This is a genomic window from Paenibacillus sp. FSL E2-0190 (assembly GCF_037992965.1).
GTDB classification, from domain to species: domain Bacteria; phylum Bacillota; class Bacilli; order Paenibacillales; family Paenibacillaceae; genus Paenibacillus_AQ; species Paenibacillus_AQ odorifer.
Window position 1 is genome coordinate 2,675,566 of sequence record NZ_CP150306.1, and the last position, 12,780, is coordinate 2,688,345.

14 protein-coding genes and 1 pseudogene are annotated in these 12,780 nt (G+C 44.6%); 12 read left to right on the plus strand and 3 right to left on the minus strand.

The features are described from left to right. The first annotated feature begins 29 nt into the window (after window positions 1-29). Together NST25_RS11405 and fetB are read left to right on the plus strand one after the other, a co-directional pair. Window positions 30-779 (plus strand): ATP-binding cassette domain-containing protein, encoded by a 750-nt coding sequence (locus NST25_RS11405; RefSeq protein ID WP_179088807.1) that lies wholly within the window; start codon window positions 30-32, stop codon window positions 777-779. Continuing rightward, complete coding sequence (fetB, locus tag NST25_RS11410) at window positions 776-1,537, plus strand: iron export ABC transporter permease subunit FetB (RefSeq protein WP_076193865.1); 762 nt, start codon at window positions 776-778, stop codon at window positions 1,535-1,537. Before NST25_RS11405 ends, fetB begins: the two co-directional genes overlap by 4 nt. A gap of 2 nt (window positions 1,538-1,539) precedes the next feature. Here fetB and NST25_RS11415 read toward each other — a convergent pair whose 3' ends face one another. Then, the gene (locus NST25_RS11415; protein WP_076187014.1) at window positions 1,540-1,809 is read right to left on the minus strand and encodes an excalibur calcium-binding domain-containing protein; all 270 of its coding nucleotides are present in this window, start codon (window positions 1,807-1,809) and stop codon (window positions 1,540-1,542) included. 201 nt (window positions 1,810-2,010) lie between these two features. Here NST25_RS11415 and NST25_RS11420 point away from each other — a divergent pair, with 201 nt between their 5' ends. From NST25_RS11420 to NST25_RS11430, 3 genes are all read left to right on the plus strand, one after another. Further along, window positions 2,011-2,517: a hypothetical protein gene (locus NST25_RS11420; RefSeq protein ID WP_036689814.1), complete on the plus strand. Its 507-nt coding sequence runs from the start codon at window positions 2,011-2,013 to the stop codon at window positions 2,515-2,517. Window positions 2,518-3,795: 1,278 nt separating this feature from the next. Further along, window positions 3,796-4,113, plus strand: coding sequence for a transposase (locus NST25_RS11425; protein ID WP_076301905.1), 318 nt, complete (start codon window positions 3,796-3,798; stop codon window positions 4,111-4,113). Between the two features lie 11 nt (window positions 4,114-4,124). Further along, entirely contained in the window at window positions 4,125-4,988 is an 864-nt protein-coding gene (locus NST25_RS11430; RefSeq protein ID WP_256715073.1) for an IS3 family transposase, read from the plus strand. Between the two features lie 379 nt (window positions 4,989-5,367). On the opposite strand, the gene NST25_RS11435 is transcribed toward NST25_RS11430, so the two are convergent. After that, entirely contained in the window at window positions 5,368-6,225 is an 858-nt protein-coding gene (locus NST25_RS11435; RefSeq protein ID WP_340394027.1) for an alpha/beta hydrolase, read from the minus strand. Between the two features lie 171 nt (window positions 6,226-6,396). Here NST25_RS11435 and NST25_RS11440 point away from each other — a divergent pair. Next, window positions 6,397-6,924 (plus strand): annotated as a pseudogene (locus tag NST25_RS11440) (cupin domain-containing protein); the annotation flags it as partial. A gap of 360 nt (window positions 6,925-7,284) precedes the next feature. Here NST25_RS11440 and NST25_RS11445 read toward each other — a convergent pair. After that, the gene (locus tag NST25_RS11445) at window positions 7,285-8,280 is read right to left on the minus strand and encodes an acryloyl-CoA reductase (protein WP_076130638.1); all 996 of its coding nucleotides are present in this window, start codon (window positions 8,278-8,280) and stop codon (window positions 7,285-7,287) included. Between the two features lie 139 nt (window positions 8,281-8,419). Between NST25_RS11445 and NST25_RS11450 the strand changes: the two genes are divergently transcribed. The 6 genes from NST25_RS11450 (at window position 8,420) to NST25_RS11475 (ending at window position 12,692) form a co-directional block, all read left to right on the plus strand. Beyond that, complete coding sequence (locus tag NST25_RS11450) at window positions 8,420-8,995, plus strand: hypothetical protein (protein WP_340394029.1); 576 nt, start codon at window positions 8,420-8,422, stop codon at window positions 8,993-8,995. A gap of 323 nt (window positions 8,996-9,318) precedes the next feature. Then, the gene (locus tag NST25_RS11455; RefSeq protein WP_076130640.1) at window positions 9,319-10,737 is read left to right on the plus strand and encodes an NAD-dependent malic enzyme; all 1,419 of its coding nucleotides are present in this window, start codon (window positions 9,319-9,321) and stop codon (window positions 10,735-10,737) included. Between the two features lie 116 nt (window positions 10,738-10,853). Then, a complete protein-coding gene (locus NST25_RS11460) occupies window positions 10,854-11,387 on the plus strand; it encodes an AAA family ATPase (RefSeq protein WP_339173356.1) in 534 nt (177 codons plus the stop codon). A 79-nt stretch (window positions 11,388-11,466) separates the two neighbouring features. Beyond that, window positions 11,467-11,601 (plus strand): hypothetical protein, encoded by a 135-nt coding sequence (locus NST25_RS11465; RefSeq protein ID WP_256715869.1) that lies wholly within the window; start codon window positions 11,467-11,469, stop codon window positions 11,599-11,601. Between the two features lie 124 nt (window positions 11,602-11,725). After that, window positions 11,726-12,169, plus strand: a complete 444-nt coding sequence (locus NST25_RS11470) for a GNAT family N-acetyltransferase (RefSeq protein ID WP_339190585.1) — start codon at window positions 11,726-11,728, stop codon at window positions 12,167-12,169. Window positions 12,170-12,200: 31 nt separating this feature from the next. Then, a complete protein-coding gene (locus NST25_RS11475) occupies window positions 12,201-12,692 on the plus strand; it encodes a DinB family protein (protein ID WP_339191174.1) in 492 nt (163 codons plus the stop codon). Window positions 12,693-12,780 lie beyond the last annotated feature (88 nt).

Consider the following 12,780-nt stretch of genomic DNA (forward strand, 5'->3'; position numbering starts at 1 on the left):
TTTAGCGGATGGTATTAGGAGGTAGGGGATTGAGTAGTATTTTTGAGATTCAGAGACTTGCAAAACTTAATTGGAAAAGTAACGACCAAACTTCGAAATATCTTTTCTCGGAGATCTCCGCAGACATAGCTGAATCGGACCGCATCGCATTGATTGGTGCCTCTGGCCAAGGGAAAAGTACACTCCTTAGAATCCTAGCTCTCTTGGATGCTCCGAATGAGGGAGATATGTTGGTAAATGGGACTTCATATAAAAGTATGGATGCGAGATTATGGAGGATGAAAATAGGGTTTGTAGCACAACAAGCGGTCATGCTGTCTGGCAGTGTGGAGGATAATTTAAGAACTGTCAGCAGACTGCATGACAAACCTTATGATCTTAAACTAGTGCAGCGACTAATTGGGCAATTGGGGCTGGAGCATTTGGATTTAAGCAAAAAAGCGGCAGATTGTTCGGGTGGTGAAAAGCAGCGGATTTCTTTAATTCGATCCTTGCTGCTCCGACCTACGGTATTATTGCTCGATGAAATCACCGCTTCGCTCGATGTTAACAGCACTCAAATGGTTGAGAAGCTACTAGAGGATTGGCATAAGGAAGAAGGCACTTCGATGATTTGGGTCACTCATGATCTTAAGCAGGCGAGCAGAATAAGCACAACTACATGGTTTATGGGAAAAGGCAGGTTGGAACAGCATGTGAGCGAGTCTTTTTTTGCTGAATCTGCGGAAGAATTGGCTAAAAGGTTCGTTCGGCCTTCGGAAGGAGCGTCGTTGTTATGAGTTATACAGCACTAAGTTTCACGCTTCTGTTTGTATTAGGGACAATGTTGGTCTCCGTGTGGCAAAAGCTCGGACTGGAAAAAGATATCATTGTAGGCACAGTGCGGTCGGCCATTCAATTGCTTGCGGTGGGGTATGTGCTGCAATTTATTTTTAAATCGGATCAGGTCATTTATGTAATTGTGATAATACTCTTTATGATCAGTGTAGCCGCATGGAATGCAGCCAAAAGAGGCAAAGGCTTGCGCGGATTAGTCTGGAGAATTGGACTGGCGATTGCTACTATGGAACTGCTCATGATGGGCATTCTGCTCAGCTTACATATCATTGAGGCTACGCCACAATATATCATTCCGATTAGCGGCATGACCATTGGCAGTGCTATGGTGGTTTCAGGGTTGTTCATTAACCATATCAAGCATGAAATTCAGCAGAGCAAAGGGGAGATTGAAACGTTGTTGTCTCTTGGCGCAACGATCCCACAGGCGATCCAGGAAGTTAGAAAAAGATCTGTAAAATTCAGCATGATTCCTACCATCGACGGTATGAAGACGGTTGGGCTTGTTCAACTCCCTGGAATGATGACCGGAATGATCATCGCGGGTGCTGATCCTGTAGTAGCTGTTCGTTATCAGATATTAATTGTGTTCTCGTTCACTGCCTCTGCTGCCATAACGAGTATGCTGCTCAGTGTACTGAGCTACCGACTCTTTTTCACGCCGGATCTAAGGCTCAAGCAAATAGTGGAGCAAGGCTAAGCCTATTTCTCACAAGCGATTCCGTCTTTGTCACGGTCGCTTTTTTTATTGGCATTATAGAGTTCTTTCGATACGTAGGGTTTGTATTTCGTTTTGCCGCCTTTGTTCTTGGTTGAGCTGGAAATGGCAACTCCACCTTTGTAATCTTTGTTTAGCTCCGTGCAGTTTTTGTAGGTTTTGACCTTGGATTCTGCGCTTGCTGTATTCAAGGTAGCGACGGATAGAGTGAGTAGCAGGCCTGCTGCTAGACAAATGTTTAAGATTTTTTTCATGGGAACACTCCTATAAAAATTTAATGAAATTGCTGGTTGTGTAGTATCATTGTATTTTATATTACCAGTTTAATTCATTGAGGTATACATTATTGGTGGATTTGGAAACCGTGTACATATTTATGAGTGAAGTGGGGGAATAATTAGATTCAATTCACATGTAGTGAACAGGCTACGAATGAGGTGATTCTAATTAGCAAAATGAAAATGGCGACTGCCCTAATTGCGGGATTGTTGCTTCTGCCGGGTATGGCTATGGGTGCATCAGCTCCCGTTACTATGACTCACGTTAATGGAGAACTGCTATCGGCTATGCCCAAGCCAGCTCCGGAGTCTAGGCGCATTATATTACCTTCTGCAATTCAAGCGTCAGAGCTATACGGGTTCGGATTACAGCATCGGAATGCCTCGATTCAATATTCGATCTTCTCTAAAGATTTCAAAAAGATTATGTATCCGCGGTTTGTTGAACTAAACTGGGTGACGGGTGTCTCAAGCCCTTGGATCACGAACTACGAGGTCACTAAAGAAACGATAATTAACAAGAACTCAGAGGTCATAGAAATGCGTTTGGATACTGCGACTTCAAGTGGACCAGCACCTTCTATACTTTTGACAATCTCACTTGTGCAAGAGAAGAATAGCTGGGTGATTACCGGAGTGACATCGGACCCCGAGCTGCCGCGTGGCGGATTGCCTAGGAAGTAGGTTGGTTATGGATAGGAAAAAGAGCAAGCGTAGTAGGGGGTTCCCATACGCTTGCTCTTTTTTTGATTCGAAAGCACAATCGTTTAGTCCACGTGGTCTGTTTTTCTACAAATGATCAGTGACAATGTTCAGCCCAGGGTGGCAATGCCAACTCAGCGTCTCAAATGATCAGCCTACGTTGGTGATTATTTAAGAAACCTCGCTTCACAGATCGTTACGGACCGTATTGCAGCTATTTTTGCTGCACTGCACGATCGTTACGGACCGTATTGCAGCTATTTTGGCATTATGGTCGTTCTGGCGAGAGTTTCGGACTGTATGGCTCTTATTCCCCTGAAATCACGCATTATAGGAGTACATTTGGGTGAATAGCTGCATCTGAGTCCGATAGCAAGGCTAAATCGCCGAAATTATGAAAATAAGAGCTCCTCGGTCCGATCACCGCCAAACTCTAGTGTATTTAAAGTCGCAATGTTCAGCTCAGAGTGACAATGCCAGCTCAAAGTGGCAAGGCTAACTCAAAGTGGCAAGGCTAACTCAGAGTGACAATGCCAGCTCAAAGTAGCAAGGCTATCTCAGAGTGACAGTGCAGCTTAAAGTGGCAAGGCTAACTCAGCGTCACAAATGATCAGCCTACGTTGCTGATTACTTAAGAGACAGCGCTTCAGACATCGGTACGGACCGTATTGCAGCTATTTTAGCATTATGGTCGTTCTGGCGAGAGTTTCGGACTGTATGGCTCTTATTCCCCTAAAATCACGCATTATAGGAGTACATTTGGGCGAATAGCTGCGTCTGAGTCCGATAGCAAGGCTAAATCGCCGAAATTATGAAAATAAGAGCTCCTCGGTCCGATCACCGCCAAACTCTAGTGTATTTAGAGTCGTAATGTTCAGTTCAGCGTGGCAATGCCAGTTCAGAGTGGCAAGGCTAACTCAGAGTGACAATGCCAGTTCAGAGTGGCAAGGCTAACTCAGCGTCACAAATCATCAGCCTAAGTTGTTGATTACTTAAGAGACAGCGCTTCAGACATCGTTACGGACCGTATTGCAGCTATTTTGGCATTATGGTCGTCCTGGCGAGAGTTTCGGACTGTATGGCTCTTATTCCCCTAAAATCACGCATTATAGGAATAAATTTGGGTGAATAGCTGCATCTGAGTCCGATAGCATGACTAAATCGCCGAAATTATGAAAATAAGAGCTCCTGTGAAGCTAGAATAAAAAGTGGACAGTAGTTAACAGACTGGCGATAATGAGTCCACGGAGGTGTGTTCACATGGGAGAACATCGACAACGGTATAACGAAGAATTTAAAAAACAGACAGTGCAGTTCATTCAAGAGCAAACAAAGACAGTGGGCGACTTGGCGGAAGAGCTCAACATCCCAAAAAGTACCCTGCATCAATGGATGAGCCAGTATCGAGAACTAAAGAATGAACCGGCGGCTAGCATGGATCGAGTACGGGAACTCGAGGCACAGTTGAAAGAAATGAGCCGTCAACTTCAAGAAAAAGATAACAAGATTGCCGATGTGGAAGAGGAATTAGCGATCGTAAAAAAAGCAGTGCACATCTTCAGCAAACCAAGGAACTGAGATTCCAGTTTATTGAAAAACATCGCTCCGAGTTTCTCTTGGAGAAGATGTGCATGACCCTACATGTGTCACGGAGCGGGTACTACAAGTGGCGGACAGAAAAAACCAGTACGCATATGCTTCGTAAGGCTGCGATAATGAAGCGAATTCAGTATCATTTTGCAGACCATCAAAAGCGGTATGGGAGTCCGAAGATCACCCGCCTGTTACATCAAGAAGGTTATACCGTTACCGAACGCACGGTGAGTGTGTACATGCGACATATGAAGCTTCGCTCCATTGTCTCCAAAACGTATCGCGTACAGACCACCGACTCCAATCATGACCATCCGATTGCCCCGAATACGCTGAACCAGCAATTTAAAATACTCAAACCCAATTCAGTATGGGTTACCGACATTACGTACATTCCTTGCCGGGGAGGGCGCTTGTACCTGGCAAGTGTGATGGACCTTTGCACGCGCGAAATCGTGGGGTGGCGCTTGGAGAACCATATGGAAACTAGCTTGATTTCGGGCGCTTTACAAGATGCTTACGAAGCTAAACAACCGGAAAAGGGTCTATTACATCACTCCGATAGAGGTTCTCAATATACTTCTCATGAATACACGAAGCAGTTGAAAGCGTATGGCATGGAGTCCAGCATGAGCCGCAGAGGTAACTGTTATGATAACGCCTGTATCGAGTCGTGGCACAGCATTTTGAAAAAGGAGCTCATTTATTGTAATCCGCGATTCAAAACTAAGGAGCAAGCCTACCAGACACTTTTTCAATATATTGAGTTTTACTATAACCGCAAGCGAATGCATGGCGCGCTGGGGTATCTTTCTCCAGTTCGTTTTGCTGAGCAATTGACTAGAATGTCTGTTGCGTGACTGTCCACTTTCTTGACAGAGGTCCACTCGGTCCGATCACCGCCAAACTCTAGTGTATTTAAAGTCGTAATGTTCAGCTCAGAGTGACAATGCCAGCTCAAAGTGGCAAGGCTAACTCAGAGTGACAGTGCAGCTCAAAGTGGCAGGGCTAACTCAGCGTGGTAATGTTCAGCTCAGAGTGACAATGCCAGCTCAAAGTAGCAAGGCTATCTCAGAATGACATAGCCCAGCTCAGCGTCAGTAGTCTAGCTTGCTCACATAGCTCAACTCGCATCGCATAGCCCAACTCACATCACATAGCTCAGCTCAATCACCAGCTCAGCGCCAAAAACCCCAGCCAAGCCACAACAGCTACCTAGACTATCCAACTGTTAAGCGACTAATCTCTTCCCGCCTTCACCATTAATTCCGCCAGCATTTTGGGTTCGGTTCGAACGGTGGTCATGTGATCTCCTTTGCCCTCGATGAAGCGGAAGATGCCTAAATGACTGGATTGTGTAGGGTGGAATCCGTATGGACCTTGCGGTATCGCGGTGTCCTCCGTTAGATAAAGGTAACTTTTAGGGATCTGGAGACTGTAAAATTTCTTGAGATCAAGCTTTTCGAAAAGTGGACTTGCTGGCTCAGGAGGAGCTTGTTTATAAAAAGCTTGCGCTTCCGCAAGACTGGCGGTGTTGACGAATGTATCCCGGAAAAGAGGGAAATGGAGCGTTATGGTGTTATTGCCGGAAGTATCTCTCAGCTGTTCAAAGTACTTCAGCGAATCAGCTGGAAATTGGTCCGCCACACTTTGCCCATCCAGCGGTGCGAAGGCGTCGAAGAATACCAGACGTTTGATTCGATCTGGTACTTCCTGAGAGACGGTTTGGATCACCGAACCACCAAAGCTATGTCCGAGCAGAATGATATCCTTTAAGTCTTTTTGCTTGATATAGTCGACAACAGACTGTGTGATTTGCGCATGCGTTACATTATTGTTTTTGTCCCCGCCATGTCCGGCATATTCCGGAGTATAGACGGTGTGCCCTAAGCTGCGAAGTGCGGCGGCCGTTTGATCCCAAAAACCAGCAGTAGCCCAAGACCCATGAACTAGAACGAATGTAAGAAGCGCTTGTTTCGCTGCTGTTTTGTTATTGGCGGCCTCAACTGTGGAGCTAAGATTCATAGGCTGGAAACCCATAATTGTAAAGACAGTGATACATAAAGCTAACACTATTTTTGTGCGAATCGATTTCATACTGTGCCTCCTATGTGGGGTGAGAGTGTAATACTTAGAGGATGCCCCGTTTAGAAAAGAAAGATGAATTTTTATCAGGAGTAGTGAATCTCCGCACCTAGGCATAGGCAAACGCATATCTTGTGTTTAGGGAAAGCAAAAATTTATAGCAACAGAAAGGTAGGAAAAAAAGTGACTTCATACATGGACTATACGTCCCCCAATACAGAGTTTACTTTTGATGTGAACACTAATACACTTTTTAAAAAAGATGCCAACAACTTCATTAACTTGCTGTCGGTTAAACAATTGAATACGCTCGAGAACATATCACTGCTGGATATTTTTCTTAGTAAATCAAATGTGGTTGAACCTCATTATCATCAAAATGCTGCAGAGCTTGTATATTGTATCTGCGGTTCAGCGGTAGTGTCTTTAATCAATCCGTTCACAAATGAACTTCTGCATTTTCCGATTTGTCCGGGTCAAGTGGCAAATGTGCCGCAAGGCTGGTGGCATTATGAGATAGCTACTGTCGATAATACACATCTGCTCGCGATTTTTGACGCACCTATTCCTGAGGTTATCTTAGGTTCGGATATTCTTAGCAAAACCCCGGCAAATGTATTAGCCCATACTTACTGCTTAAATGAAGCTAAGGTAAAAGAAGCTTTAGCTCCAATCAAGCCTGGAACCTTCATCGGCCCTCCTGCTGACTGCTGCGAAGAAGATAAAGTAATGGGCAGCAGCAATATACCTCCTAATATGGCCCCTAACATGGCTCCAAATATGCAAGCCAATGTTAAACCAAATATGCATCCTAATATGCAGCCAAATATGAATCCTTACGCTCATATGCAGGCGCAACCCATCCCGATATCTTCACAAATGCCTCCAGCTACACAAGCCTTTAATTATCAGCCTTACCCGATGCAAGGGTACTATACGCAGGGTTATGATCAGCATTATCGCCAACAACCCTATGTACAGCAGCAGCCGCATTACCAATATCCGAATAACCAAGAGTAAACTAAAAAAACCTCCCGGAACTCTAGATTCCGGGAGGTTTCGTAATTAAACCTAGGATAAACGGACAAGAACTCTTCCTCTAAGGTTTCCTTGTAGAATATCTTCCAATGCTTGCGGTAGCTCATTTAACGTGACTTCACGATCCACGAGGTTCTCCAGCTGACTTGGCTTCAGATCGCTCGCCATCCGTTTCCAAGCCTGCTGGCGAAGGTCTGCAGGACATTCCACAGAATCTATGCCGAGAAGGTTAACACCCCGAAGAATAAACGGAAGTACTGTAGTTGGAACTGAAGTGCCTCCGGTTAAGCCACTTGCAGCTACAGAACCTCTGTAGGTGATTTTACTCAGAACTGCGGCAAGGGTGTCACCACCCACCGAATCTACTGCGCCTTGCCATAATTGTTTGTCCAAGGGTTTGCTGGCGCCGCCAATGACCTCTTCACGTGAGATCACGTCTTCGGCTCCTATACCTCTAAGGTAATCGGCAGCTTCGGCGTTACCTGTGCTTGCCACTACGCTATACCCTTTTGCGCCAAGCATGGCAATAGCAGATCCACCTACACCGCCGGTAGCGCCTGTTACAAGTACTTTGCCTTTGTCCGGGGAAACGTCATGATCTTCCAGGGCTAGTATGGACAAGGCTGCTGTCAGTCCTGCAGTACCGTAGATCATAGCTTCTTTAAGCGTCAGGCCTTCTGGAAGGGGAGTGATCCAACCTGCGGGAATACGAGCGTATTCGCTAAAGCCACCAAAGTGTGATACGCCAACACCATATCCTGTCGCAATGACTTGCTGCCCTTTATGAAACCGCTCGTCTGTGGAAGATACCACAATACCGGATAAATCTATCCCTGGAATAAAGGGATATGTTCTTAGAATTTTACCGTTTGGAATACTGGCTAAACCGTCTTTATAGTTTACACTGGAGTATGCAACCTTAATTACAACCTCTCCAGCTGGCAGATCCTCTAGGGTAACCGGTTTAACAGCTACGGAGAAGGATGATTCTGTTTTGTCGACAACTAACGCTTGAAATGATTCTGTCATAAGTGTGAGCTCCTTCAACTACGTTATAGGTAAGACATGTATATAATATTTATTCTGCCCGGTCAACTTGTGATTGTCTATGATATAGCGCAATTGTTTATTATGGTTCCGTTAAATCGCGTGATAGAGGGTGAAGCTTATGAAATGGAAAAATTTAAGGGTTACAGTCTTAGTGGGTATCACATTAGTCTCACTTGGTTTTAATGGATATTCTTTTTATAACAAGCCACCAAAAGAGACTAACCCAACTACCAAGGAGCTAGTTCAAACTATGGGTGAGATTTCAATCCAATCTAACTCTGAGAGCGGAGTACAGGGTGAGAGTGTGGAGGAACTGAAAAAAATTATTTATAAGTTACCTCAAGTGGAGAAAAAATTAGCTTTTATAAAGGGCGCTATCACAGAAGGGAATACGGTTTATCTGGATCTGGATGAGGTGGAATGGTTCGGTGGAGAGGCGGCAGAAATTGCAGCTAAAGAAGATGGTGTACTAGAACCCGAATCATTGCCTAATGGATTCTATATCCGAAATGCAAGCGAAGAAATTAAGCGGGTTAAGCTGGAGACTGATGTAACTATAGCTGAACTAAACGGGGCGAGACATCAGCAAGGGGACTATACGAGTTTTATTAGCGAAGAGCTAATGGATAGATTATTCCATCTGACATTTGTAGAAGGTAAGGTTGTTTTGCTAGAAGAGCAGTACAGACCTTAGTGAAGGAGAATAACTAGAAAGGGTTAGTGGAGAAAAGGAATCGGCAGGATGCTCTACAGCATGCAGAAAAGGTAATGAGGAGTAGAAGAGCTTACGGTTTGTTTATGCTTACATACACTTAAGATTATGATGAATTTTATTTTTATGGGAAAAATGGGTCTGTGCCCGTAGCTGTCATACCTGATGTATTTGGACCGGGTGCGGATGGGAATACTGTAAGAAGAAAAATTTTTCGTTGATCTAGTTAATAGGCGGAAGATATGTTTAAATGGGAAAGTATAGTATTTTTTAAATAATAGGATTGAAGAAAGAGAGGCTAATTCATGTCGATTGCGACTACAATGATTATCAGGCTCGAAATTCGGAAATCGGTTGCATCTTTTGGCGATGTTGCTTCAGGAATTGCCGCAGCTGGCGGAGATATTGTTGCTATTGACGTGATACGTGCAGGGAAGGATGTCACTACCCGAGATATAACAGTGAATGTGCAAGACGCAGCTAATGGAGATATTATCTCAATATTATCGAAGATGCCGGGAATTAAAATAATCAACGTGTCGGATCGGACATTTCTGGCTCATCTTGGCGGAAAAATCGAAATCACACCTAAAATGCCGATTAAAAATCGGGAGGATTTATCCTTAGTGTATACGCCGGGGGTAGCCCGGGTATGTACGGCGATTGCTGAAGATCCCAGAAAAGCTTATTCTCTGACGATGAAAAGAAATACAGTTGCAGTCGTTTCGGACGGCACTGCTGTGCTTGGACTAGGGGATATCGGGCCGGAAGCCGCTATGCCTGTCATGGAAGGTAAGGCGATGCTGTTTAAGCAATTGGCGAACATTGATGCTTTTCCGCTGTGCTTAAATACCAAAGATCCGGATGAAATTATCAATATCGTAAAAGCAGTTTCTCCTGGCTTTGGAGGGATAAACTTAGAGGATATAAGTTCGCCACGCTGCTTTGAAATCGAACGCCGGCTTGCGGAAGAGCTGGACATTCCGGTATTTCATGATGATCAGCATGGAACATCCGTGGTGGCTTTTGCAGGACTTTTGAATGCGCTTAAAGTTGTAAATAAATCTATTGAAAATGCACGGATTGTTGTTGTGGGTATTGGGGCGGCTGGGGTGTCCATATGTAATCTGCTGCTGGCAGCGGGCGCGCGTTATATTTATGCGGTTGATCGTGAAGGCGTTCTCAGAAAAGATCTCCAATATGATAATCCGGAATGGCAGAAGCTTGCTGCCGCAACCAATCCTGAGGGAATTGAGGGGGGAATAACGGAGGTTATACGAGGGGCAGATGTCTTTATTGGGGTGTCCCGTGGGGGAATTCTAACCGTGGATCATCTCAAAAGTATGGCCAGTGATAACATCGTTTTTGCGATGGCTAATCCTACACCGGAGATTGAACCGGATTTGGCAGAACCTTTTGTTCGTGTCCTAGCGACAGGCAGAAGTGATTATCCGAACCAGATCAACAATGTGTTATGTTTTCCGGGTATTTTCCGTGGCGCACTTGATTGCCGGGCTAGAACTGTGAATCTCGAAATGAAGCTGGCTGCGGCAAAAGCCATTGCATCGGTCGTTCATCCGGATGAACTCAATGAGCAATATATCATCCCAAGTATTTTTAACGAAAAAGTAGTTGAGCAGGTCCGCCTGGCAGTAATCCAAGCGGCTATATCCACGGATGCAGCACGCCGGATTCCTAAAGACGTAGCAGCTATAACGGAATAAGATCTTTACGATAAATGGACTGCTTTGCTTCATTAGAGAGCAGTCTATTTGTTTTTATATTTGGAGGAAAATTGCCCGAATTGCAACTTTAAATCCACTTAAAGGTGGGGGAATGTATGAGAAGAATTCATATTATGGGAGCCTCAGGCGTAGGAACGAGTACACTAGGTTACGAATTAGCTAAAGTGTTGCCACATGTCCAGTTAGACAGTGACGACTATTTTTGGGAGCATAAATTCACTAAGCAGCGTGAGGTCAATGCGCGATTAGCGAAACTTACAAGCGATTTGACCCATAAGGAGCCTTGGATTTTAAGCGGTGCGGTATGTGGCTGGGGAGATGGCCTTCGACCATTATTCGATTTGGTTATTTTTCTAGGACTTCCACCGGAAATTCGTTTAGATAGATTAAGAGCCAGAGAGTACGAGAGATATGGTGATCATATTTTGCCTGGAGGAAGTAAATACGAAGCATATCAGACCTTTATGGAGTGGGCGGCATTATATGATGTTGCTGGAGTTGAAGTCAGGAGCAAAGTGCTGCATGAGGAATGGATGTCCACACTGGAATGTCCTATTTTACGAATAGAGGAAGATTTATCGGTTGGAGAGCGCGTTGAGATCGTGCTGAGATATTTACAAATGGTATAGGAGGAACTTTTGGTCGGCGGAATATATTCAACAGGCTACAGAAGAAGTCAGCAATAATATTGAGGGAGTCAAAGGTGAGTTGAAGTCCGTACATTCTGGGATTGGTGCGTTTGAGCGAGAGGATTCTATCATCAAAGTGGTAGTAGAGTGGGATGGACAGAAAGACGAATTCGAGTTGAAGGAAGTTTGGAATTATGGGCATTACTCTTTATGAAGGTGTTGGCGCAGCAGTTGATCCAAAGAGGTTATAATGGAAAGCGTATATCTCATCCACGGAATGGTGGACTGTATGTGTATGAGCAGGGCTGTTAATTTAAAAGAAAGCAGGATGAACAATCATGGTTGTTATTAAAGAAATAGAAATGGAATCCCTTTCTGAACTGGGGAATTTATATCAAGAGCTGATGAATAAACCGTCTGACCTTAATAAGCTTGAAGAAGTATTTAAAGGGGTCAAGGCGGATAACCGCTACATTCTATTGGGTGCTTTTGTAGAGGGTGAGTTACTAGGGTCTTTGATGGGCATCGTGTGTCAGGACTTAGTGGGGGACTGCAAACCGTTTATGGTGATTGAGAATGTGGTGGTTTCAGTGCGGGCACGCCGTCAAGGCGTTGGCAAAAAACTTATGAACGCCATTGAACAAGCGGCCCGGGAAAGAGACTGCTATTATATCATTTTAGTCTCCGGTGAGCAGCGGAAGGAAGCGCATGTGTTCTATGAATCGTTAGGTTATAGAGATGAAAAGGTGGAGGGATACCGAAAACATTTAAGCTCCCATTAAAAAGCACACAACTTTCTAGGAGGTTTTTAACCTGCATACATTTTTTAATTATAACTGGATGGTCCGTGAACAATGGTATGAGTGGTGTGGAGATATTTCTGAGGAGGAGCTGCTCGCAACACGTATAGGTGGTGTAGGCAGTATTCTTAAGACGCTTTTTCACATTGTTGATGTGGAGTGGAGCTGGATTCAAGTATTGCAAGGAAAGCCGGATTTCCAAGAGGATTTTGAGCAGTACAAGACTTTGCAGCAAGTAAGAGAATTGGATGCAAAATTCCACACAGAGGTGGAACCCTTTGTAACGGCTTGGCATGAGGGTCTGGAACAGAGGGTTTTAGAGGATCACCTTCCGGATGGCAGGATCGTGACCGATGCCTGGGGTGAGGTAATGCGCCATGTGATTGCTCATGAGATTCATCATGTCGGGCAATTATCGGTCTGGGCTAGAGAGATCGGAAAACCGCCGGTTTCAGCTAATCTGATTGGCAAAGGGCTGATAAACAGCCTACCTGGCAAAGCATAGACAAGCTATTCAGCGTATATTCAGATTCATATTTTACAATCTCCTTGAACTGCGAAAACATAAATCTGTACTTCAAGGAGGATTACAC